The following is a 23,488-nucleotide window of genomic DNA, read 5'->3' as shown; positions in this document are numbered from 1 at the left end:
TATGCCGAGTCACATCGAGCACACGGTCAGCGACTAGACGAATAAGCGTTTGCTTATGTAATCTCATAATTAAGACCCCAACCGGCCCTAACCTTGGGGTTTGGCTGAACCGCTCGGGTGCGGCATGAGGGATGCCGCAAAAGAGTACTACTGTTGTCAGTGATGCAGCAGCATTAACCTTTGACATACAGCGGGTCCAGCGTTCGCGGCAGATTGTTGCAAATTCAGCGCGCAAGACTTCTCCCTGCGGGGGAATGCTTGATGATCAGCTCCCGGCCGGCTGCAACCCTTGCGCCTGTAGCATCGCTCTCGCAGCCTCGTACCCTGTCGATCTGGCTTGGCGACATTGTGGCTTGTCGAACTGGCGATAGGTTGTCGGCGATGTCGGCGAGAGCTTCACCACCCGGCCGATCGGTTTGATGCCGGCACGTCTGACGAAATCCATGAAGCTTTCCCCGACGCCGCGGGTGAGTGACTGGACTGCCAGGTGCTCGCGGCTCCCACGGTAAGCACGAACTGTGTCACAGATCTCCCATAGCTCGAAGGCTAGGAGATCGATTGTCCGAACCATATTGCGCAGCTCGACCAATCCCACTCACCGGCCATCGGAACCCTCTATGACCTTGGCCTTGACGTCGGCATCTGGGTCTTCGTCGTCCAACATATTCAGGAACGTCGAGGCCTCATTGCCGAACCAACGCTTGGCCTTGCGCGCAAGAGCGGCGCGATTGGCCGGGTTGTTCTCCTTCTGAAGCTCGCGCGCGATCTCCGGGTTAATGGCCGCTTTTGTCTGTTATAACGTCTCCAGTTGATTGATTTCACCGGGGGATGCACGGGCGGGCGCGAAACATTTGGATGGAAGGGTCATGATTGGGTACTACGGGGCACGTAATGACGACCATCACTTCGCATCTTTGCGCTGCTGAGTTGGCGTGTCGCTACGAGACGGCAGGCGAGCCGATCACCAAGAGCCACTTTCACGCGCTTTGGCTGTTGTCGCAGGGTTACGATGTCAAGGAGACGGCGGCGCTTCTGTCATTCTCCACGCGCTGGGTGCGCAGCCTCGTCAAGCGCTACAACGCGGGCGGCCCGGAGCAGCTTGGCGATCAGCGCGTCCACAACGGCACCGAGTCGTGCATTCTGACCCAGGCCGCACTTGCAGCGCTCAAAGAGCGGCTGGGCACTGCGCCCGACGACGGCGGACAATGGACGGACCCAAGATCGCCCGCTGGCTGGCGTGGTTCCACAATCTCGGATCGGTGCGCGATCAGCGCGGCTGGGATGCTCTAGTCGCCGTCGGCTACTCGATCCAGCAACCGCGGTCGCGCCATCCGCAGGCCGCGGCGCCAAAGGATCGTGCCGGTCTCACAAAAAGCATCAAGCCGCGGTCGCCAGCGAGCGACGCAAGCATCGCGGCGCCAAAGTCGAGATGTGGGCGACGGACGAGCATCGCATCGGCCTGAAGCCGATCACGCGCGGCGTGTGAAGGAGCGAGATGAGGGCAGAGCGTCCATTCCATTCAAGGCATACAGCTGCCTCTCCACAAACCAGCGCTCCGACGCCAGCTCGCCCAGCTCCGCTGCCGAAAATCCCGCCGCCAATGTAGGGTTTTGTCAGGGCGGCACTAACACCCAAACGCCTGTTCCGCGGCGCCCGCGCCCACCACGGCTGCCCCTCACCAACCCAGCTCACCGCCGCCGCCTCGCCCAGCTCCGCTGCCGAAAATCCCGCCGCCAATGCAAGGTTTTGTCAGCTCGCCACTAAAACCTACCGTCGCTTCCGCAGCACCGCGCCCATTTCTGCTGCCCCCTCACCAAACCGGCACTCCGTCGCCGGTCCGCCCGTTCCGTTGCCGAAAATCCCGCCACCAATGTTGACATTTGTTGGCTAGGAACTAACACCCAAACCGCCGTCCCGCAGCACCGCGCCCACCACGGCTGCCTCGTCACCAAACCACCGCTCCGCCGCCGGCCCGCCCAGCTCCGCTTCCGAAAACCCGCCGCCAATGTGAGGTTTTGTGAGGTTCGCAGCAACACCCATACTGCTTATTCCGCGGCACCGCCCACTACGGCTGCGCTCACCAAACCAGCGCTCCGAGGCCGGCCCGACCAGCTCCGCTGTCGAAAAAATCCCGTCGCTAATGTGAGGTTTTGTCAGGACGGCGCTAAAACCCACCGGCTATTCCGCAGCACCGCGCCACTTGCGATGACCGATGTAAGGTCGAAGCATCAGTATTGTCGTCTTTGGGATCGTGGCTTGTTACAACTTCTGGCGAATAGCTTTCCCGCCGCTTCGGGGCCGTGACCCGACCGGCGGCTTTCGGCCCAGATTAGCGGTAAGCGGACGATCGCTTTCGTCTCTGATGAGGCGCCGCAGAGAGCAAGCAAGTTAACGAATCGAGATGGTCGAATGTACACGGATCCAACCATGTGGGCTGACATCTGTCCTCGCGACTGGTCAATCGATCAGGGAGGTTTCCCGGACCAAGGGGTTGAGCCGCAATACTGTCAGGAAAATGCTGCGCCAGGAAAAACCGGGCCAATTAGTCCGCAAAGAGAGGCCGACATCAATCAGCGCTTTACGGGAGCCTGATCGACATCATGCTGGTCGAAGACGAATCCCGGATACAGCGCGACCGCAGAGGCGTCGCCGCCCTCTTTCGTATCCGTCGCGACCATAATGGGTAGCATCTATTCTGCCGTGCGCCGCTATTGCCGAAGTGTCCAGGTTCCGCAGGTCGATTTGGATGTTCGCACGGAGGAGACGAAAATGCCGTAGACAGCCTTACCATCGAGCACACCGCGAGAACCTATTGGCTGTGCGCTCTCTCTCCAGAGGGTAGTTCGAAGATAACATTGCGACTTCACAGACATCGCATGCTGAACGCAAGCGGGAAGTGACGGTGTGGATAGGGCGCGTGAGAGGTGACTAACTTCTGCAGCCGATCCCGGGTGACCCGGAGGCAATCGGGCGGCTTCTGAGGCCGCATGCTTCATCCGCCCGGGCCGATCACCGCGCCGGCGCGCATGAGACAGTCCATCAGCGAGCAACAGGAGCCGACGTGTTCAAAGCGAACCCGGTGGTCTGACGTAGGTCACAGAGGTGCCCGGCGGTGCGGGGCGTTCGTTGATCCTGACGCCCTTGATCCAGAGAAGAAACGCCTCCCAATGGATACCGGCAACCACCTTGAGCGTGAGAAGCGGATAGAGAAAGAACATCCTGGCCAGTTGGCCATCCGTGAGTGGACGTCGGAGGCCCGAAAAGGCAGCCACGATCACCGGCCCCCAGGCGTCGCTGGCAGTGATGTGCAGAAACAGCTTGTCGCCCGGCGGATTGAGGCGGAATTTGTAGTGCATGCCCATGCTCGCGAACGGCGATACGTAGAATTGTTTCTCGCATCGCTGATCGACCGAGCCGGCACCTCCACCATCTTGCACGGGTATCAAATAGCTGTGGCGCTCGCCGAATGTGTTGTTAACTTCGTAAAGCACGGCTTGCAGTCCGCCGTCCCGACGATGGCAATAGTAGACGCTGAGCGGGTTGAAGACGTAGCCGAGCAGGCGAGGCATGCAAAGCACGCGAATGGCGCCGCCGTCCGTCTCGAGGCCCGCTGCGTGTAGGTGCTGCTCGATATAACCGCGCAGCGGACGCCCGGACCCGTCTGCGTGGTCGCGATCGAAGAAGCTAAACAGGTTAAAGCTATTCCAAGAAAACAGCTTCAATCGCCGCGAAAGGCCGCCAATCTCATCGAGATCGAGCAGCAACGAGAACATGCCGTACTTGAGGCGATGTTTTTGGGGATGCAGCCGTTGGTGCATCACCTTTCCCGCATAGATGGCCGATCCCACAGTGGACATCAGGCCGCCGTCAGATCCCGAGAGCGGGGCAGGTCTAGTATGTTGATCCGGCCGGATTCGTCCTCCACCTGCCACGGCCTGCGCACGCCGCCCAGAGCCTCGGCGACCGCGAGCCCCGCCTGCAACCCGTCCTCGTGAAAGCCGGCGCCGAAATAGGCGCCGCAGAACCAAGTATTGCGTACGCCCTGAAGTGTCCAAAGCCTCCTTTGCGCGCGCATGGCCGCACCGTCGAAGAGCGGATGCTCATAGGTCTCGCGGTGTTTTACGGTTTCCGCCAAAGGCTGCACGGCAGGGTTAAGTGTCACGAAGAGCGGCTTTTCACCCGGAAGCGACTGCAGCCGGTTCATCCAGTACGTGACCGACAGCTTTCTGGCATCGTCCTGGGTCTCCGCAAGATAGTTCCAGGCCGACCACGCACGCTTCCTCCTGGGCATTAGGCGGAGATCGGAATGCAATACGGCTTCGTTCCGGCTGTAGGCGAAAGTGCCGAGCAACTCGCATTCGGCTACGGTGGGATCGCTCAACATGGCCAAGGCCTGGTCCGCATGAGTCGCGATCACGACATGGTCAAAACGCCGTCCGGTCCCCTGCCGGTCGACGATCTCCACTGAGCCGGGGTTCCTCACGATTGAGCGGATGGCATGGCCGAGAACAACTTTGCCTTCCAATCGCTTGGCGAGCCTTTTTACATATTCACGACTGCCACCTTCGACAGTCCGCCAGATCGGCCTGCCAGCTATCCTCAGCAGCCCATGATTTTCGCAGAACCGGATGAAGGCCGCGGCCGGATAGTTGCCAATCTCGGCAGCCGGGCTCGACCACACCGCAGCCGCCATCGGGTACAGATGATCCTCGCGGAACGCGGCCCCGTAACCTTTGGAGTCGAGATATTCGGCCAGTGTGATCTCGCCGATCCGGGCGATGTCGAAAGGAGCAGCGCGGTAGAAGCGCAGCAATTCGCGAAGCATCCGCCAGAACCGCGGCCTGGCGATGTTGGCGGGCTGCGCAAGAAGACCCGTAAGGCCCGTCCCGGAATACTCCAGGCGCCCGCCATCCATCGACACGGAGAACGACATCTCGGAGGGCTTTGTAGGCACGCCGAGGTGCCGAAACAGCGCGGTCAGGTTTGGATAGGTCGACTGGTTGTAGACGATGAACCCGGTATCCACCTGGACGCCGTCCGCTTCGACCGTGTTGCTATGACCACCAAGCCTCGGAGCTTGCTCGAACAACGAAACGTCGTGCCGAAGGGACAAGAGCCATGCTGCGGAAAGCCCGGATATACCGCCGCCGATGACCGCGATCTTCAGCGGACGTTCGGGTCCCATTCCAGAGTTCCTCAAGTTCATAAATTTCGCATCCCGCACTACGGTCGTCTCGGCCCTATATGCTGGCTACGAACGCAGACTCGACACGGATCACTTCACTCCAATGATCCGTAAGCCGTGACAGATCGTAGGAAGGCATATGTATGCCTGTGCAGATCATCCATTTTCCCGTTCAACGTCGCTTCCCTTCCATCCCACAGGGTGTGAAGTGTCGTTGAATATGCGCAAAACCCGGACCAGCCTTTCCGCCGTCGAAGCTGCATGGCTCATGGCGAAAACCGCCAATGAGCAGGATCGCGCCGCCTTTTCTAAGTTGTTCGATTTTTACGGACCTCGGATCAAAGCGTTCATGATGCGGTCGGGATTTCCGTCTTCCGCCGCGGAAGAACTCGCCCAGGAGACGATGCTGCTGGTCTGGAAGAAGGCGAGTTCCTTCGACGTCTCGCGCGCCAGCGTTTCCACCTGGATATTCACCATCGCGCGCAACCTTCGGATCGATCGCTTGCGGCGCGAGAATCGGCCGCAGGTTCAATCCGAACCATTCGATCCATCGGACCAGCCCGACGAGCCCATGACGGGCGAGGCGATCATGATGTCCAGCCAACGCACGGAGCGTATCAGGGCTGCGCTCGCCATGCTGTCCGTCGAACAGGCCGAGGTGGTCCGGCTCTCCTTCTTCGGCGACAAGGCCCAAACCGAGATTGCCAGCGAACTCGGCATCCCGCTCGGCACCGTTAAATCGCGCGTCCGGCTTGCTCTTGCCCGACTGCGCCAGATCCTGGACGACCTCAAATGACGATCAACCACCATCCGAGCGACGAGACGCTGCTCCTATACGCCAGCGGTAAGCTGGAGCCCGGGCCTGGCGTCGTCGTGGCCGTTCATGTCGGCGGTTGCCGGGTTTGTGGGGACCGTGTCGCCGACTTCGAGGCGATCGGCGGATCGGTTCTCGAAGATATCGAGGCAATCGAGTTGAGCGCGGGCGCGCTCGATCACATGATGGCAAGGATCGACGCGATGGCCGGCAAGGATTCCTCGCGGCCAGGCGGGCGCAAACCTGCCCATGCCAACATCGGCATCCGCCTGCCGGAAGCGCTGGACAATTGCGATGTCGGGGCATGGCGATGGATCGGCCCCGGTGTCCGCTTTAGCCGCGTCACGCTTCCAGGCGAGCCCGAGGCCAATGTAATGCTGCTGAAGGTTGCGGCCGGCCGGAAACTGCCGAAGCATACTCATTCGGGGCGCGAATATATGCAGGTGCTGACGGGTTCTTTCGCCGATGCACGCGGAAACTATCGGCCAGGCGACATGGACGAGGCGGATTCCGAGGTCGAACATCAGCCGATCGTCGATCCCCAGGCAGAATGCATTTGTATCGCGGCGTTGGAGGGACAAATGCGCCTGCGCGGATTCTTCGGCCGGATGATCCAACCTTTTATCGGCTGAGAGTTTCGCCAATGCGAACTTCCTTCAACACCATGTCGCCCTCACGCGACGGCCCCGTGCCAGAAAGGCATTGAGGCATGGCGACCTACGGCTCGCTCGTCGCGTTGGGACTGGCACTGGCATTGGCCATGACGGGCGCCTGGTGGATCGCGACGAAATCCGGAAAATCCGGCTGGATCGATGCAATCTGGTCTTTTGCCGTCGGCATATGCGGGGCGGTCGCGGCGCTTGTAAGTTTTGGCGGTGCGGTGCTGACCGACAGGCAGTTCCTGGTGGCGGGGCTGGCGCTGCTCTGGTCGCTGCGGTTAGGCATTCACATTTCAGTGAGGACGGCGCGAAGCGATCAGGACGATCCACGCTACGCTCAGCTTCGCCGCGAATGGGGCATGTCGTTTCGCCGGCGCCTGTTCTTTTTCCTCCAGATTCAGGCCGCGACGGCCTTTGCGCTGGTGCTATCGATCATGGCGGCAGCGCATAATCCGGCCCAGGGCCTCAGCGCACAGGATTGGGCGGGCGTCCTGCTCCTGCTGGTCGCGATCGCCGGCGAGGCCGTGGCGGACCGGCAGCTCGTCTCGTTCCGGTCCAACGTGGCCAACAAGGGCAAGGTCTGCGATGCCGGCCTGTGGAGGCTGTCGCGCCATCCCAACTATTTCTTTGAGTGGCTCGGCTGGCTGGCCTATCCGGTCATCGCAGTAGATATGACGGGCGGCTACGCTTGGGGCTGGGCAGCCCTTGTCGGACCGGCGCTGATGTATTGGCTGCTCGTTCATGCATCGGGTATCCCGCCGCTTGAGGCGCATATGCTGCGATCACGCGGCGAGCGTTTCCGCCGCTACCAGGAACGAACCAACGCCTTCTGGCCGGGCCCACCCCGTATCACGACGAGCTTTCAGGGAAATCGATCATGAACCTGGTGTCCTACGCAATCCGCGCCATTGAACGCACCCCCCTGCCTGACTCCGCCACCCAATACGCGATCGACTTCCTGGTCGACCGGACGAGACGCCGGCTGGTAAATGCCGCCTCCGCCGAGGAGGCACATTTCGCCAGCAGCATGACGAGCCATGCAATCGCGCACCATGCGGACGCAGCGAACAAACAGCACTACGAATTGCCGCCGGAGTTCTTCGCGCTCACACTCGGCCCACGCCGAAAATATTCGAGCTGCTTCTATGAAGCCGGAAACGAGACCCTCGCGGAGGCCGAGATTCTCGCATTGGAACGTACGGTCGAAAACGCGGCTCTCGCAGATGGACAGACGATCCTGGAGCTCGGCTGCGGGTGGGGCTCGCTGACGCTGTTCATGGCGGAACGGTATCCATCCTCGCGCATCGTGGCTGTCTCGAACTCGGCACCCCAGCGGTTGCATATTCAGGCCGAGGCGGCGGCGCGAGGGCTTCGGAACGTCGAAGTCCTGACAGCCGACATGAACGCCTTCGAACCAAAGGAAAAATTCGATCGCGTGATCTCGGTCGAGATGTTCGAGCACATGTCGAACTGGGCCGAACTGCTTTCGCGCATCAAGACCTGGCTGGTGCCTGATGGCAAGCTGTTCGTACATGTCTTCAGCCACCGCCACAGGCCCTACCGCTTCGACCATTGTGACGACGCGGACTGGATAGCCCAGCATTTCTTCACCGGCGGCGTGATGCCAAGTCATGGCTTGATGGGGCATTTCCCAAATTCCTTCTCGATCGAGCGGGACTGGCGGTGGAGCGGCCTGCACTATCAGAAGACCGCGCTCGACTGGCTTGTGCGGTTCGACGCCAACCATAAGCGGATCAACCCGATCCTGAGTGCGGTGTATGGCGAAGACGCGTCGCTTTGGAGGCGACGCTGGCGTATATTCTACCTCGCCACCGCAAGGCTTTTCGGCAATGCCAGCGGTACGGAATGGGGCGTCAGCCATTATCTGTTGCGGCCCGCACAGTAGTGCGATGAAGCGCCTTGTTGCTTGGTGGCGAAGGATCGGCGCCTACGCCGCACATGACGATCCGCTGACGGCCAGTGCGAACTGGATCGCACTGGTCGTCGCCTGGAATCAGCCGTTCTATCCGCTTTACCTTTATGCAATCGTCGGCGGCGACAAACTCGCGCCGTCGTTGCTGACGTTCCTGTCGACGCCCTTCTTTTTGGCCGTTCCGTGGCTATCGAAGCGCCATCCGCTGGGCGCCCGGCTGCTGCTACCACTGACCGGCATGGCCAATGCCGTCGTCAGCACTAAGGCGTTCGGCGTGGGCTCCGGGGTGGAGCTGTTCCTCATTCCCTGCGCGCTGATTGCCGCCGCGCTATTCAGGCCCGCCGAGCGAGCTATCGGCCTCACGATAATCGCCGGCTGCGCTGCCTTTTATTTTGGGCTGCACGACCGCTACGGAGCGCCCCTCGCAGCCTACAGCACGACGGAAAGTGCGGCCATGCTCGGACTGAATGCGGTCAGCGTCACGACACTCACGGTGTTCATTGGACTGCTGCTTTCTGGCGTTGTCGACGCTGCCGAGCGTCGCCCCTTCATGCTTGTGGGAAAAAGTAGCGGGTCAGCAGGAAGCCAAGGGCTGCCGAAAGAGCGGTAAGCAGCGATCCCCAGCAAAGGTCCGCGACGGTGATGACCGCGGGCCATCCCCGTATGGTGGCGTGATTGGTCAGGTCGTAGGTTGCGTAGGCGAAGAAGCCGAAGAGCGCGCCATACAGCGCCGCCGTCGTCCACTTGCCGCTCGAGAATGCGGGTGTGGTCGCGAAGACGATGATGCCGGCCACATAGACGACATAGAAAAGCCCGGCAGGCACCAGGTTGACGCTGTCGGCCAGCACCTCTCCGAGATATCGGCGATAGAGGCGCTCCGACATGCTTGTCAACCAGATGACATCGATTCCTACAAAAATGACGAAGGTAGCCAGATAGGCAACTGCATATTTTGTCATGGCAGCTCCAATATTGATCTCTACGATTTACCGGACTGCATTGCCCGGTAAACCGTCATTGCTCGGTCACGCGCCTTGCCGTGATCGACGATCGGCCGGGGATAGGTTTCGCCGAGCTTGATGCCGCTCTCTTCCAGAACCGCGTCCGGCGCTTCCCATGGCCGGTGAAGGTAGCGTTTCGGCAGTCCGGTAAGTTCCGGCACGTAGCGGCGGACATAGTCGCCCTCGGGATCGAACTTCTCCCCCTGCAGCACGGGATTGAAGATGCGGAAATAGGGGGCCGCGTCCGCGCCGCTTCCGGCCACCCACTGCCAGTTGGCCGGATTGTTGGCGGCGTCCGCATCGACGAGCGTGTCCCAGAACCATTCCTCGCCTGTGCGCCAGTCGACCAGCAGGTCTTTGATAAGGAACGATGCCACGATCATGCGCACGCGGTTTTGGACCCACCCGGTCTGCCAGAGTTCGCGCATCCCCGCGTCGACGATGGGATAGCCGGTCAGGCCGTTCTGCCAGGCACTCAAGCCCTTCGGATCGTTGCGCCAAGCAAAACCATCGAATTCAGGCCGAAAGCTCCGATCCCGCAGGTTCGGATTGTGGAACAGGAGGTGGGAGCAGAACTCGCGCCATACGACCTCCTTCCGAAACTTGGCCGCCCCGCTGCCCTTCGCCTTCCTGAGCGCGGCGAGTATCTGGAACGGCGTGATCTCGCCGAACGCCAGATGCGGAGACAGCCGCGAGGTTCCGGCGACACCCGGCCTGTCGCGGCGTTCCTCGTAGTCGCTCAGGTTTTCCTCGATGAAATCATTGAGCCGCCGGCGGGCGCCCTGTTCGCCGGGCGTCCAACTTTCGAACAGGCCTCCGGACCAGTCCGGCTTTACCGGGAGAAGCCTCAGTTCATGAAGCTTCAATCCGGCGATATCTCCTTCCCAGCCCCGAATCGGCCGCGGCGGATCGATTGGGTCGCGTGGTTCAAGCCCTTGCTCCAGCGCGTTCCAGAACGGCGTATAGACCTTGTAGAAACCACCCGAGCCAGTTTTGACGAGACTGGGCTCGTGCAGCAAAGCCCCGTCGAAGCTCTGCGCCGCGAGACCTTGGTCGCGCAATCGCTTCTTCAACGCCGCATCGACCGCCGCCTCGGCGGGGTCGTAACGGCGATTCCAGAAGACGGCATCCGCTCCGCTGGCTTCGACCGCTTCCGCAACCAAGCGAGGCGTGTTGCCCTGTTTCAGCATCAACTTGGTGCCGGCCGTCCTAAGTTCCCGCTGCAGCGCGTACAGCGAATGGTGCAGCCACCATCGGCCGGCAGCGCCAACCTTCCGCACGCCTTTGCTCTCCTCGTCGAGCAGATAGAGCGCGACGACAGGCTTGCCGCTCTCCGCGGCGGCCGACAGTGCACCATTGTCCCCGATCCGAAGATCGCGGCGGAAGAGAACAATAACGGGAGTGGATCGATCAGCCATGGGCGGGGCGCATCAAGGCTTGGCCGGCGTCCAAAATACGTCCTTGCAGATCAGCCCGCCGACCACGCAGCCCTTCGTCTTCAGGCGCTTGCCGGTGACTTGGAGCGTGATCGAATATGTGAGGTTGCGCTTCGGATCATAGGCCTTGCCCGTCAGGGTCGTAGTGGATTTGGGCGTCACCGTCATGATCAGCTTGTCGCCGACAGCCTCACCCTTGCTCGTGTCGCGGATCCACAGGTTGGTCGCACACAGGGACTGGCCACAAGGTGCAATCCGCACACGGGCGTTGCCGTCGTCGCGGATCCAAACGCCGGAAGCGGTGGACAGTGCGTCTGCAGTCGCGGCCTGGGGCAACAGCATGGCTACGACGATCAATGCGGCTGCACATCGCATAAGTTCACCTCTTCAGCATCCCCACCCCTTGTACGAGGTAGGCCCTTTGAGGGATCATTCACACCCCAGCCTGCAAGCTCCTGGCCGACCACGTGCGCTTGGAAGCCAAGACAGGCTTCCCGACCGAAGCATCACAAACAAATATCCCAGGTGGGACTGATGCACTGCTGATGATCGATTTTCCGGACAAGGCACGCCCGCCTATGTTCGCCTCAGATTCGGCTGCGAAGTTAATCGCGCTTCAATGCCATCAAACTGCGCTTCCTGCCTTGGGATCTCGGCAACTTCGGCTCTTCGGAGGCAGGATTCAACCGCGGGGCGGACTGCAATTCGTAGTTTGCGGTTGCACATACCCACGGGCTTCTGCCGCGAATCTCCACTCCGCAACCGACTCCAATGTACTGGCGGCTGACCCGGATGATGACCAACGCCACCTCGGAGCTCTCGCCTACAGCCGCTTATATTTGCCAAAGGCACTCGTGGCGTTTCCACAGCCGCAGTGGCGAGATCGAGCCGTGAATGGAACTCCGTCAATCCGCAGCCGTTTACGGTGCCGGAACAAAAGGCTGGGGGCGACGTGTTCAGCGACGATGCATCACCTATAGAGAGTGGAGTGGTCGGTCTCGACTACGTTCTTCGAGGCGGCTATGCTAAGTACCGCTCTCATTTGGTCGAAGGTAGGCCAGGATCAGGCAAGACTACACTCGGTTTGCAGTTTCTGATCGACGGCGCCTCCCGCGGTGAGAGATGCCTCTACATCACCCTTTCGGAGAGCAAGCGCGAACTGCTTTCGGTTGCAGGCAGACACGGCTGGGACTTGGCTGGTGTCGAAATTCTCGAACTGGTGCCGCCGGAACTCAGTCTCGACCCGTCCCAGTTGCAGACGCTGGTTCACTCGTCTGACCTTGAACTGGGCGAGACGGTAAACGCAGCGCTGGCTGAGATCGAGCGCATGAAGCCGGACCGGGTGGTGTTCGACTCGCTGTCGGAAATCCGACTTCTGTCGCAGGGTTCGTTGCGATACCGCCGGCAGGTGTTGGCGCTGAAGAGCTTCTTCCTGCTCAACCATGCGACCGTACTGCTGCTCGACGACCTTACCGCGGAGCATGACGATCTCAATCTGCACTCGATCAGCCACGGCGTCATTCGCATGGAGCAGCTTACGCCCATCTATGGAGGCGAGCGTCGGCGACTGCGTGTCATCAAGATGCGCGGTGTGCAGATCCGTGGCGGGTTTCATGATTTCGTGATCCGGCCAGGCGGTGTGATCGTCTTCCCGCGTCTTGTCGCCTCGGACCACGAAGAGGCCACCCACGGATCGCCCGCATCCAGCGGGAACGCTGTTGACATCCTGCTTGGCGGCGGCCTCGACCGCGGTACCAGCACGCTGGTGATGGGCCCCTCCGGCGTCGGCAAGTCGACTATTGCGGCCTCGTACTGCCATGCGGCGCTTGGTCGTGAAGAACGGGTACTTGTGCTGCTTTTTGATGAGACGAAGCGGATTTTCCTCGCGCGGGCGGCGGGGTTGGGAATGGATCTCCGGCCGTTCCTTGAGACCGGCGACCTGATCCTGGAACAAATTGATCCGGCGGAATTGTCTCCTGGCGAATTGTCGGCGCGGATACAATCGGCGGTCGAGGGCCTCGACGCCAGGATCGTCGTTATCGACAGCTTGACGGGCTACCTCAACGCCATGTCGGAGGAGCAGCATCTGGTCCTGCAGATGCATGAGATTCTGACGTATCTCAACCAGAAGGGCGTGGTGACAATCCTGCTGCTGGCCAATCACGGATTGATCGGACAGATGGTGTCCCCGGTCGACATGACCTACCTCTGTGATTCAGTCATGCTCCTTCGGTTTTTTGAAAGCGGCGGCCGCGTTCGGCGCGCCATTTCAGTCGTCAAGAAGCGGGTCGGTCCACATGAGGATACGATCCGCGAGTTTCGAATTACCGGCGATGGCGTGAATGTCGGCGAACCTCTCGCCCAATTCCATGGAATTCTAACGGGGGTGCCGTCTTATGAAGGCAAGCATTCCGACCTGCTGGCAGACGAAAAGCCATGACGCTGCCTGAGCCCGTCGCTCTCGTGCTTGCTCCTGTCGGAAGAGATGCGCAAATTGCTAGCGCTATTCTGGCGACCGGCAACATCCGCACTCGGATCTGCGACACTCTTGAAGCGACGCTGCCGCTTCTCGACGTTGCGCACTGCCTGGTAATCGCCGAAGAAGCCTTGACCAGTGCCGATCGCAACGAATTTGCGAGTTGGCTCGACAATCAGCCTGCGTGGTCCGATTTCCCGATCGTGTTGTTGGTTATGCGAGGAAAGGAGGTCGACAAGCGCCTGACGTTTCTCGACCGGTACCTGATCGTGCTCGAACGGCCGTTCCTTGCGTCGAGCCTCACAAATTCGGTTCGGTCCGCCCTGCGGGCCCGTGACCGGCAACTCGAAGTGAAGTCCTACATCGAACAGAAGCAGGAAGTTGCCGATCGCCAGCGCCTGCTGATCCGCGAACTGCATCACCGGGTCAAAAACACCTTGGCCAACGTACGGGCCATGATGGGCGCCACGGCTCGTTCCAGCGACAGCGTCGATGGCTTCGTGCGAGACTTCTCCGCCAGGATCGTGTCGCTCGCCGAGACGCATTCAATGCTGACCGACGATTACTGGCAAACTGCCTCGCTGCAACGACTCCTGCTGGGGGAGTTGCGCCATTACGACACGACGGATCACCCGCGAATTCTGCTGGATGGTCCAGAGGTCGCTCTTGTGGCCGACATAGCGATACCCGTCGGGATGGCGTTCCACGAACTTGCCTCCAACTCATCGAAATTCGGCTCGCTGTCGACTTCGCACGGTCGTCTCGACGTGCTTTGGACGATTGACGATTCCGGCCCCATCCGTCAGGTCAACCTGGATTGGCGGGAGTACAACGGGCCGGAAGTCCATCCACCGAAGCGGCGGGGTTTCGGCACGATATTGCTTGAGAAGGTAGTCGCAGTGCAGTGCGATGCCAAAGTGGCACTCCACTACGATCCGGGCGGCCTGCGCTTCACCATGGCCCTTCCGCTTCGCGACACCAGGCTGGTCCCCTCGTACTCGTGAGGCTCAACCGCACGATCAGGTTCTGCTATGGCGGGGGCGATCTATCGTTGATAAGGGTGGCGAAAGCTAGGAACGGCCTCCCATGACACCCGATACCCATACGCCGGAGACAGTCGAGAAACTGCTCGATACGCCGGATCTCGCAAGTGCCCTCGAAAGCGAACAGTTCAAGAAGTTTCTTGACCAGGTACCCATCGCAATCGCTGTTTCCGATTTGGGAGGGGTAGAACGGGTTGTCTACGCAAACCCGGAATTTGAGAGGCTCTCGGGCATCGCTGCGGCAAAACTTGCGCAGGACAACTGGTCCTCGCTCGCCGGAACCGGGGTCGGCGAGCGAAAAGATCAGGCGCTGGTTAACGCGGTTGTCGAGGAAACTGATTTTGTGGGGACGTTCCGCCTGGAGCGGGGCGAAGCCAAGTCACCGGTGGTCGACGTTTATTCGAATGTGATCGAGGACGACAACGGCAAGCTTTGCTTCCGGCTGGTTGCGTTGGTTGACGTCTCGGCGCACGGGGAGAGCGAGACGCGCGACGTCGAGGACCGTGTCCGCGAAAAGGACACGCTGCTGCGCGAACTTCAGCACCGCGTCAAAAACAACCTTCAAATGATTACGGCCCTCATCCGCATGGAAACGCGCAATGCTGCCGATTCAGACCATAAGAGGTTCGAGCGGCTAGCGGGGCGTGTCGATGCGCTTGCAATCCTTTACCAAACGCTGTCTGCCGACGGCCAGAAGGAAGAGGTGGATCTGGGCGTCTATCTGAGCCAGATCGCTTCGGCCGTGATGACATCACATGCGGTCGAAGGCATCCGATTGGATATGAAAGTCGACACTTACCCGGTATCAATAAACGTCGCCATGCCGACCGGGCTGGTGGTGAACGAGCTACTGACGAACGCGCTCAAGCATGCCTTTCAAGGCCGTGATGGTGGGACCATTACCTTGCAGAGCATCGTGAATGGCGACGGCTGCCGCGTCGTGGTCGCGGATGACGGGATCGGGCTCCCGGAGGGAGACACCTGGCCTAAGCAGGGCAAACTCGGCGCGCTTATCGCACGCTCGCTGACGGAAAACGCCAAGGCCGAATTCGAGGTGAAGTCGAGTGCGAAAGAGGGTACCCGCGTGACGATCGTATTCAAGCGATCAGAAGCTGCCTCGGATCAGCTAAAGCCTGGCTGACCGGATTCGCTGATCAACGGTGGCAGATGGTCGAGCAAAAATTTTACATTGCGCGATCGGCGCTGAACGCCTCGGCCCGTCAACACCTTCATTGACCATTCACCCCGAGGGGCGTCCGGCGTGCGGCCTGCCCTCTTGAAACCTGGCAAATATCGGGCCTGTCCGTCGTGACTGCACACCCTTTTGCTAGGCCTCTCCAATCAAAACTGGACGCCAGCTTTGGAAAACGTTCCATCTCGACAGAATCTTTAGAATGTCCGCTTTCAGGATGCGGTCGCTACCCGGCCACCGGCCGACATGAGGCGCATAGCTGACGTAACGGGATCGCGCCTCCGCTGCCAATCACTGCCTTGCGTAAGAATGGCACGGGGGCTCATCCACATCTGCGACAAGAAACAACCACGTGACCCAGCGACATGGTAAAACCACCTGCTTGTCTAGCGCTGGATGGGAGGGCAGATTCGTGCACCTAGCTTGATGGATTGGAAAAGCAATGGAGACGAACGACACGATTCCCTGGCGCCTTCGCGAGGGCCCCGCCACGTGCCAAGGCGCACTTACAGAGGCACATATTGTTCTATTGAGTGCCACGCATGAAATCGGCACAGACACGCTATGTGAGCTGTCGAAGAAGCTGGATGGCGCGCTCTCCCGACAACTTAACATGACCGAGCCAGAGTTCGCCGACAAGCGGGCTGATAAAGGAACACGCGAGGCCAAGAAAGCGCTTCACCACCTAGGGTCGGTCGAAAAAGATCTTGCACGCGCGTTGGAAATCTTTCGCTCATTGCGATTCAAGAATCCATTCGCGCACGTTGGAATGCCTGATCCGTTTGTGGGCCATGTCGCAGAGCTTGAGAAAGCCGAAGAGTCTGTCAAAAAATTTCGAACATCCGCGGCAGCAATGGCCCGGAACGGATTGATTTCATTCAAGCCCAATCCCGACAAGCGCCTGATACGAGATGTCCGCCGCCAGATCGTATGCACGAGCATCTTCAATTGCTGGGAGGAGATCGGTGGCAAGCTTACCTATACGACCGATCCGATCACGTCGGAGCGAGGCGGGCCGTTGTTTGAGTTTGCCAACGGCGTCGTGGAATGCATCACAGAGCCACCCTCTCGATTGAGCGGCAGCACGATGCGTTCGGAGCTCGACGATTTCGTTGCCTACCGGAAGGCAGCCAGCACCGAGTAAGTGCAACGATCACTTTGAAATTGCTTAATCGTTGCACTTAGACTGCTCACGCGGTGCCATGCGATGCCGTGGTATGCGATGCCCGAACTCACCTAAATCGGACTCGAATACCGCCACGCAGCTTGCTGATGCGGCCATTTCCAACTTGGTCCGGTTGCTTGCGCGGCAGGCGGCACAGGAGGCCATCGCGGAAGAGGCCCTAGGGGAAAATGCAGGTGGGCAGAATGCCAACCGCGACGAGAAAGCAGAAAGTCGCGCGCAGGGAACTGTCCCTTCGGAAGGTGGCTGAACTGCCCTGCTGCCCGTTTCGTGGATACCGAGATAAGGTGCTTCACGGAACTGGAGAGTTGGAAGGCAGCGACACAATTCAGCCGCGGTTCAAGCTTGAGGCAGTGGGGCTGGTTTAGGTGATGCGCTCGAAGGCTGTTTTTGTCGGGCATCGTATGATGCCTGACAAAAACAGCCTTCGAGCGCATCAGTTCAGCTCACCCACCCCCTTTCAGTTTGGTCAATGCCTCTATTGTATCGTCAATTATTTTATTTCTCTGGTCATCTGCCTTCGCAAAATGATCGTGTATGAGATTTCTCCGTTCCTCAAGCGACTTTCGACCATAGTGATCGAAGCTCACCTTGGAGCTGCCGTGACCGAGATTCAGGCTAAACGCATGGGCGACGCGTGGCGGTGCATCTTCAGCAATCCGCCACTGCATATTTCGAAACGAGTGCGGGCCAAATCTCAACCCTACTGCCGCGAAAGCCTCTTGAACCATACGGCCAATCATTTGCGCATCCGACATGGGATGCTTGGATAGAGTTTTCTCGCCAAACTCGGCGCCGGGACCACTCTTCACTTCCACTCGTGGAAATAAAAAGTCTTCTTCGGAGTAACCTAGCGAATAAAGCAGGTTGATATAGTCCTTGATAAATTCTATCCAGTGCGCTCTAATTGGGATCATGACAGAATCAATAGGCTTGCCAAACTTAGTGTTCACACGTTGATGAATGATACCCTCGTCCAAATCGACGTCTTTAATTCTAAGTGCTATTATGGCTCCCACGCGCATGGCGGTCACGCCGAGAACACAGATGATTGTTCTATTGCGTATCTGAGTAGGTGACGTAGTAGGCATCGTCATTATAGCTAAATCGGCCTGCTCTGGGGTTGGATATCGCTTAATTTTTTCAGACGGTCTCACAGAGCGACGTTCTTTACGGGTGACCTGGAGATACTTCACATTTTTCAGCGAGATCCTGCGTTTATAGCCATCCCGCTCGGAAAGCCACTCCAGGAATACGCTTATGGCGGCGAGGGTCGCGACAACCACGGGGAGGGTAAGACCACTGGCCCGTAGATCGTTTTTGAATGCAATCGCCTCGTCCTTCGACAATTTGCTAAAATCACGAAACTTGAAGTAGCTCTCGAACCGGAGGAGCGCAGTCTCATCCACACGAATGGACAGCAAAGAGCGGCCATCCACATTATGGCGTTCTTCGAAGAAGGCGTGCTTCAGTCTCTCATTGCCCGGATTGCGCGGGAGGAGCGCCGCGCGATGGCGCCGTTTTTCCACCACCATGCTGATTGATTCTGGAGGTGTATGCGAGCCGGCGTCGGATTCTGGGCTAGCGGACGTAATATAGGAATCGTTGAATCGTTTTACGTCGGTCGGCAAATCGGCCGCAGCTTCAAGAAAAAAGGCGACCTCATTGGCCTTGACGGTCCTATACATGGCCGCATCGCACACGAGGCAATTTCCCCTACAAACCACCGCCCCGTCGGGCCGCTTGTCACAATGGATGGAGTTTAATGTTGCCCCACGGGGTTCCTGGCAGCTGCAACAGTAGAACACGCCGATGGCCAGCTTATGCCTGCGCCGGCCCCAATTTTCATCGAGCCATGCCCTAGCAACGTATCCATAGACCATGGCCGGGGAGAGATCGTCGATGGTACGCAGTCCCTGATCGATCCAATCATAGACCGTCTGCGGGCTCTTTCTGGCAGCATCAGCCAGTTCTGCGACCATATAGGTTTTTGTCTCGCGGATCGCGCGGCCATCGGGTCGGCGCTTCTTCTTGCCGTTCGGACGACGCTTGCCGGCTCCTTGTTGGAACTGCCTCTCACCGCCCGCACCTTCGCTTCGTTCGAGTTCATCCGGCCGGACGCGGCTGTTCGCCTTAGCGGCGTTAATGGTCGGGGGAGGAATTTTCATCACCACCTCTAACGGCGGAGCGACTGGTTCTTCCGGGGGCTTGGCGTCTCGCGGCGCTATGCTCGCATCGAGATCGGATTGACCTGACAGCCCTTCCGGTTCAGCAGCGGCTTCAATTGTCGAATGTTCGGGCAAGTTACCTATCAACGTGCTTGATGACGGAACTTGAGCCTCAGGCGCCCGGAGACTCGAACCTACTACTGCTTTCGGGGCGGCGTGCGCCTCAGCAGATGACGTTAACTCTGGGAATAGCGATAATTGCGCATCTTTGGACATGCCGCACCCGATCGAGGATGCCGGGGCGCGTCCTACGCTCTCGGACTTATTTAAGGAAAGACGCGACGATCACCGTCACGCTCTAGCTAGGACACGCGATTCTCTCTGTGAACGCAATCACTGAGTGACGACATGCCAAAAATTCTTATACCTTGGGAGGGATCCCGTGCTTTGCTAATTTTTTGGAACCGCGACCTTCCGAGGGAGGGAACACCGATGGGTTGGCATGGTGTCACCACGAGCAATTGTGGTATCGGCCGATGTCGAAGTGGAAGAGAAACCAGCTTGGCCTCATTACTCTCCACTCAGATGAGACTTGCCTATCGACCGGTCGGGCTGACATCCTGCGCAAAAGGGGCAGTCCGGTGCGATGCGGGTAGCACCGAGCTTAATCATTCGAGTTATCGCGCACATTGAGATTGAGACCATGATCCGCGCCGCCATTTACGCTCGCTTTTCCAGCCAGATGCAGCGCGAATCATCGATTGGTGATCAGGTGCGTATTTGTATTGAGCGTGCTGAGCGCGAGGACTGGCCCGTGGTCGGAACCTTCACAGACGCGGCGATCTCTGGCTCCACCATGCTTCGACCTGGACTGCAAAGCATGCTTGATCATGCTGCCCGCGGAACGTTCGAGGTCGTTCTGGCGGAAGCACTTGATCGCTTGAGCCGCGACCAAGCCGATGTTGCAACGCTCTACAAACGCCTGAGTTTTCACGGCGTGCAGATCGTGACACTTGCCGAGGGGGAGATCACTGAACTTCATGTCGGCCTCAAGGGCACGATGAACCAGTTGTTCCTCAAGGATCTTGCCGCCAAGACCCGGCGTGGGCTGCGCGGGCGAGTGGAAGCCGGCCTTTCGGGTGGCGGCAACAGCTACGGATACGATGTGGTCAGGCGCCTCGGTGTGGATGGCGCTCTCGTAACCGGCGAGCGCAGCATCAATGATCTGGAAGCATGCACGATCAAAAGGATCTTCAAAGAATTTTGCGACGGAATTTCTCCGAAGGCAATTGCGAGGCAACTGAACTCGGAGGGCATCCCCGGTCCTCGTGGGCAATCATGGCGCGATACGACAATACGCGGTCACAAGACCCGTGGAACCGGTCTGCTCAACAACGAGCTTTACATCGGCCGCCTCGTCTGGAATCGCCTGCGCTACATCAAGGATCCGCAATCAGGAAGGCGCGTTTCGAGGCTGAACGCGCGTAAGGACTGGGTGACGATAGAAGTCCCCCAGCTGCGCATTCTGGATGACCAGACCTGGAACAATGCCAAGCTCCGGCAGGATGATATAGAGGCAACTCCGCGGGTTGCTGCCATCAAGGCCAGCCGCTTCTGGGAGCATCGCCGCCCGGCGCATCTGCTGACCGGGCTTCTACGCTGCGGTTGCTGTGGCGGAGGATTTGCAGCAGTTGGTCGAGACTATCTTGCCTGCTCAGCGGCTCGGAAGCTGGGCCTGTGCAGCCAGAAACGCTCGTTCAAACGGGGTGATCTCGAGAACTTTGTCCTCGAACTGCTGAGCAAACGGCTGATGCGACCCGACGCGGTCGCTCAGTTCATTGCCGAATACAGCGCCGAACTGAACGCTGAACGCGCTGCCCAAGGTGCCGAACGCACAAAGCTCGATGCGGAGCTTCTGCAACTGGATAGGCGCATCGACGGACTCTACGATGCCATCGCAGACGGGCTGAGAACCAGTGGTCTGAAAGAACGTTTGGAAGGGATGGAGGCGCGGCGGTCAGAGATCCAGAGGATTTTGGCTTCGCCGGCCCCCTCCCCTGTTCGCCTTCATCCGAACCTGGCGGACGCGTACCGGCGCAAGGTCTCGGCACTGTCCGAAACGCTGGCAAATCCTTCCATTCGGCCGAAGGCCGTAGATACCATCCGCGGATTGATCACGTCGGTGACCGTGCGGGTGGACGGCGATGAGACGGTTCTAGAGCTGGATGGCGCGATCACGGCCATTCTCGAACTTGCCCAGCCGGGCAGTTCGGCTGTGGTGGTTGCGGGGGTAGGATTTGAACCTACGACCTTCAGGTTATGAGCCTGACGAGCTACCGGGCTGCTCCACCCCGCGCCACCAATGAGTAAGCCCACGCTTACAAACTAGACATACTGCCATCTTCTGTTGCCAGCAGTGGCTTTGTTGTTTCATGTGATTGAGAAGATTTCATGCATTTAGCAGACCTGGCAGCGACTTACTCTCCCGCGTCTTGAGACGAAGTACCATCAGCGCTGGAGCGTTTCACGGCCGAGTTCGGAATGGGATCGGGTGCAGCCGCTCCGCCATAACCACCAGGTCGGCGAAAAGCATGTTGATTTTCGAGAAGCTGTTTTGAGCGAATAGCCAATAGAGAGCAGCGAATAGGGGTTTCCTGTTTGATGCCTCTCGGGCTGTTTGCCTGTCTTTCCGTGCCTTTGTCCGCGATAGTCTGCCCCGAAGCGAAGCTTCGCAAGCGCGACTGCGCGTCGCGGCGTATGCCGCGCCCCGTCCGGAGGCCAGGCTGGCGTGAGCCAGCCGATGCGGCCGTGAGGACAGGAGATCAACCATCCGACTTCGTCGGATGGGCATTGAGAATGAGAACGATCAAGCCGATCGAGCTATTAGTACCGGTAAGCTTCACACATTGCTGCGCTTCCACACCCGGCCTATCAACGTGGTCGTCTTCCACGGCTCTCAGGGAATACTCGTTTTAAGGTGGGTTTCCCGCTTAGATGCCTTCAGCGGTTATCCCGTCCGTATATAGCTACCCTGCTATGCGGCTGGCGCCACAACAGGTCCACCAGAGATACGTCCATCCCGGTCCTCTCGTACTAGGGACAGATCCTTTCAATATTCCTACACCCACGGCAGATAGGGACCGAACTGTCTCACGACGTTCTGAACCCAACTCACGTACCGCTTTAAATGGCGAACAGCCATACCCTTGGGACCTGCTCCAGCCCCAGGATGCGATGAGTCGACATCGAGGTGCCAAACAACCCCGTCGATATGGACTCTTGGGGGTCATCAGCCTGTTATCCCCGGCGTACCTTTTATCCGTTGAGCGATGGCCCTTCCACGCGGGACCACCGGATCACTATGACCGACTTTCGTCTCTGCTCGACTTGTCAGTCTCGCAGTCAGGCAGGCTTATGCCATTGCACTCAGCGAACGATTTCCGACCGTTCTGAGCCCACCATCGCGCGCCTCCGTTACTCTTTAGGAGGCGACCGCCCCAGTCAAACTACCCACCATACATTGTCCCGGACCCGGATGACGGGCCGCGGTTAGACATCCATAGAGATAAGGGTGGTATTTCAAGGGTGGCTCCACAGAAACTGGCGTCCCTGCTTCAAAGCCTACCACCTATCCTACACATGCCACTACGAATGCCAATGTAAAGCTATAGTAAAGGTGCACGGGGTCTTTCCGTCTAACCGCAGGAACCCCGCATCTTCACGGGGAATTCAATTTCACTGAGTCTATGCTGGAGACAGCGGGGAAGTCGTTACGCCATTCGTGCAGGTCGGAACTTACCCGACAAGGAATTTCGCTACCTTAGGACCGTTATAGTTACGGCCGCCGTTTACTGGGGCTTCGATTCAAAGCTTGCACCTCTCCTCTTAACCTTCCAGCACCGGGCAGGCGTCAGACCCTATACGTCGTCTTGCGACTTCGCAGAGCCCTGTGTTTTTGATAAACAGTCGCTACCCCCTGGTCTGTGCCACCCCCATACACTTGCGTGCAAAGGGGTCACGCTTCTTCCGAAGTTACGCGTGCAATTTGCCGAGTTCCTTCAGCATAGTTCTCTCAAGCGCCTTGGTATACTCTACCAGACCACCAGTGTCGGTTTCGGGTACGGACTATAAGCAGGAGCTATTTCCTGGAACCACGCAGCAGCCCAATCAATCCGATAAGATTGAACTACCTTGATGATCCGTCACTACCTGCAGGCTCACGAATATTAACGTGATTCCCATCGACTACGCCTTTCGGCCTCGCCTTAGGGTCCGGCTAACCCTGCTCAGATTAACTTTAAGCAGGAACCCTTGGTCTTTCGGCGGGGGAGTCTCTCACTCCCCTTACGTTACTCATGTCAGCATTCGCACTTCTGATACCTCCAGGATGCCTCACGG

General features: G+C 59.0%; 18 protein-coding genes, 1 tRNA gene and 2 rRNA genes (1 of these 21 running past the window's edge). 11 read left to right on the top strand and 10 right to left on the bottom strand.

What is annotated here, in order from left to right; translation table 11 throughout:
* Positions 1-265: 265 nt before the first annotated feature.
* Entirely contained in the window at positions 266-445 is a 180-nt protein-coding gene (locus ACSBOB_RS08930) for a hypothetical protein (RefSeq protein ID WP_442582072.1), read from the bottom strand.
* Positions 446-891: 446 nt separating this feature from the next.
* Here ACSBOB_RS08930 and ACSBOB_RS08925 point away from each other — a divergent pair, with 446 nt between their 5' ends.
* A complete protein-coding gene (locus tag ACSBOB_RS08925) occupies positions 892-1,290 on the top strand; it encodes a helix-turn-helix domain-containing protein (protein ID WP_442582071.1) in 399 nt (132 codons plus the stop codon).
* A 1,775-nt stretch (positions 1,291-3,065) separates the two neighbouring features.
* Here ACSBOB_RS08925 and ACSBOB_RS08920 read toward each other — a convergent pair.
* On the bottom strand, positions 3,066-3,860 hold the full coding sequence (locus tag ACSBOB_RS08920; RefSeq protein ID WP_442583689.1) for a DUF1365 domain-containing protein: 795 nt from the start codon (positions 3,858-3,860) through the stop codon (positions 3,066-3,068).
* Positions 3,857-5,185, bottom strand: a complete 1,329-nt coding sequence (locus ACSBOB_RS08915; protein WP_442582070.1) for an NAD(P)/FAD-dependent oxidoreductase — start codon at positions 5,183-5,185, stop codon at positions 3,857-3,859. Before ACSBOB_RS08915 ends, ACSBOB_RS08920 begins: the two co-directional genes overlap by 4 nt.
* Before the next feature lie 349 nt (positions 5,186-5,534).
* On the opposite strand from ACSBOB_RS08915, the gene ACSBOB_RS08910 reads away from it, so the two are divergent.
* From ACSBOB_RS08910 to ACSBOB_RS08890, 5 genes are all read left to right on the top strand, one after another.
* Positions 5,535-5,981 carry a sigma-70 family RNA polymerase sigma factor gene (locus ACSBOB_RS08910; RefSeq protein ID WP_442582069.1) on the top strand — a complete coding sequence of 149 codons (447 nt, stop codon included), beginning with the start codon at positions 5,535-5,537 and terminating at the stop codon, positions 5,979-5,981.
* Positions 5,978-6,631 carry a ChrR family anti-sigma-E factor gene (locus ACSBOB_RS08905; RefSeq protein ID WP_442582068.1) on the top strand — a complete coding sequence of 218 codons (654 nt, stop codon included), beginning with the start codon at positions 5,978-5,980 and terminating at the stop codon, positions 6,629-6,631. Before ACSBOB_RS08910 ends, ACSBOB_RS08905 begins: the two co-directional genes overlap by 4 nt.
* 77 nt (positions 6,632-6,708) lie before the next feature.
* The gene (locus ACSBOB_RS08900) at positions 6,709-7,539 is read left to right on the top strand and encodes a DUF1295 domain-containing protein (RefSeq protein ID WP_442582067.1); all 831 of its coding nucleotides are present in this window, start codon (positions 6,709-6,711) and stop codon (positions 7,537-7,539) included.
* Entirely contained in the window at positions 7,536-8,564 is a 1,029-nt protein-coding gene (locus tag ACSBOB_RS08895; protein WP_442582066.1) for an SAM-dependent methyltransferase, read from the top strand. Before ACSBOB_RS08900 ends, ACSBOB_RS08895 begins: the two co-directional genes overlap by 4 nt.
* Positions 8,565-8,568: 4 nt before the next feature.
* Positions 8,569-9,201: a hypothetical protein gene (locus tag ACSBOB_RS08890; RefSeq protein ID WP_442582065.1), complete on the top strand. Its 633-nt coding sequence runs from the start codon at positions 8,569-8,571 to the stop codon at positions 9,199-9,201.
* Here the strand turns inward: ACSBOB_RS08890 and ACSBOB_RS08885 are convergent.
* From ACSBOB_RS08885 to ACSBOB_RS08875, 3 genes are read right to left on the bottom strand one after another with little or no spacing between them, the layout of a single operon-like run.
* Positions 9,140-9,550, bottom strand: coding sequence for a DUF2177 family protein (locus tag ACSBOB_RS08885; RefSeq protein ID WP_442582064.1), 411 nt, complete (start codon positions 9,548-9,550; stop codon positions 9,140-9,142). The two genes, ACSBOB_RS08890 and ACSBOB_RS08885, sit on opposite strands and share 62 nt — an antisense overlap.
* Before the next feature lie 20 nt (positions 9,551-9,570).
* Positions 9,571-11,010, bottom strand: coding sequence for a cryptochrome/photolyase family protein (locus ACSBOB_RS08880; RefSeq protein WP_442582063.1), 1,440 nt, complete (start codon positions 11,008-11,010; stop codon positions 9,571-9,573).
* Positions 11,011-11,022: 12 nt separating this feature from the next.
* Complete coding sequence (locus ACSBOB_RS08875; RefSeq protein ID WP_442582062.1) at positions 11,023-11,385, bottom strand: DUF2147 domain-containing protein; 363 nt, start codon at positions 11,383-11,385, stop codon at positions 11,023-11,025.
* Between the two features lie 631 nt (positions 11,386-12,016).
* Here ACSBOB_RS08875 and ACSBOB_RS08870 point away from each other — a divergent pair.
* The 4 genes from ACSBOB_RS08870 (at position 12,017) to ACSBOB_RS08855 (ending at position 16,883) form a co-directional block, all read left to right on the top strand.
* The gene (locus ACSBOB_RS08870; protein WP_442582061.1) at positions 12,017-13,468 is read left to right on the top strand and encodes an ATPase domain-containing protein; all 1,452 of its coding nucleotides are present in this window, start codon (positions 12,017-12,019) and stop codon (positions 13,466-13,468) included.
* Positions 13,465-14,508 carry a sensor histidine kinase gene (locus tag ACSBOB_RS08865; RefSeq protein WP_442582060.1) on the top strand — a complete coding sequence of 348 codons (1,044 nt, stop codon included), beginning with the start codon at positions 13,465-13,467 and terminating at the stop codon, positions 14,506-14,508. Before ACSBOB_RS08870 ends, ACSBOB_RS08865 begins: the two co-directional genes overlap by 4 nt.
* Positions 14,509-14,590: 82 nt before the next feature.
* Positions 14,591-15,688, top strand: a complete 1,098-nt coding sequence (locus ACSBOB_RS08860; protein WP_442582059.1) for a sensor histidine kinase — start codon at positions 14,591-14,593, stop codon at positions 15,686-15,688.
* A 493-nt stretch (positions 15,689-16,181) separates the two neighbouring features.
* Entirely contained in the window at positions 16,182-16,883 is a 702-nt protein-coding gene (locus ACSBOB_RS08855; protein WP_442582058.1) for a hypothetical protein, read from the top strand.
* A gap of 485 nt (positions 16,884-17,368) precedes the next feature.
* Here the strand turns inward: ACSBOB_RS08855 and ACSBOB_RS08850 are convergent, their stop codons facing one another.
* Entirely contained in the window at positions 17,369-19,225 is a 1,857-nt protein-coding gene (locus tag ACSBOB_RS08850; RefSeq protein ID WP_442582057.1) for a tyrosine-type recombinase/integrase, read from the bottom strand.
* 511 nt (positions 19,226-19,736) lie between these two features.
* Between ACSBOB_RS08850 and ACSBOB_RS08845 the strand changes: the two genes are divergently transcribed.
* Entirely contained in the window at positions 19,737-21,413 is a 1,677-nt protein-coding gene (locus ACSBOB_RS08845; RefSeq protein WP_442583688.1) for a recombinase family protein, read from the top strand.
* Here the strand turns inward: ACSBOB_RS08845 and ACSBOB_RS08840 are convergent.
* The 3 genes from ACSBOB_RS08840 to ACSBOB_RS08830 form a co-directional block, all read right to left on the bottom strand.
* A tRNA-Met gene (locus ACSBOB_RS08840) sits at positions 21,370-21,446 on the bottom strand. The two genes, ACSBOB_RS08845 and ACSBOB_RS08840, sit on opposite strands and share 44 nt — an antisense overlap.
* A gap of 108 nt (positions 21,447-21,554) precedes the next feature.
* Positions 21,555-21,669, bottom strand: a 5S ribosomal RNA gene (gene rrf, locus ACSBOB_RS08835).
* Positions 21,670-21,952: 283 nt separating this feature from the next.
* Positions 21,953-23,488 (bottom strand): 23S ribosomal RNA (locus ACSBOB_RS08830) (it continues 1,262 nt past the right edge of the window).

The organism is Mesorhizobium sp. KACC 23794 (assembly GCF_052180275.1).
GTDB lineage: Bacteria > Pseudomonadota > Alphaproteobacteria > Rhizobiales > Rhizobiaceae > Kumtagia.
The sequence above is the reverse complement of the archived record's forward strand: the minus strand, read 5'-3'. Positions and strand labels throughout refer to the sequence as shown.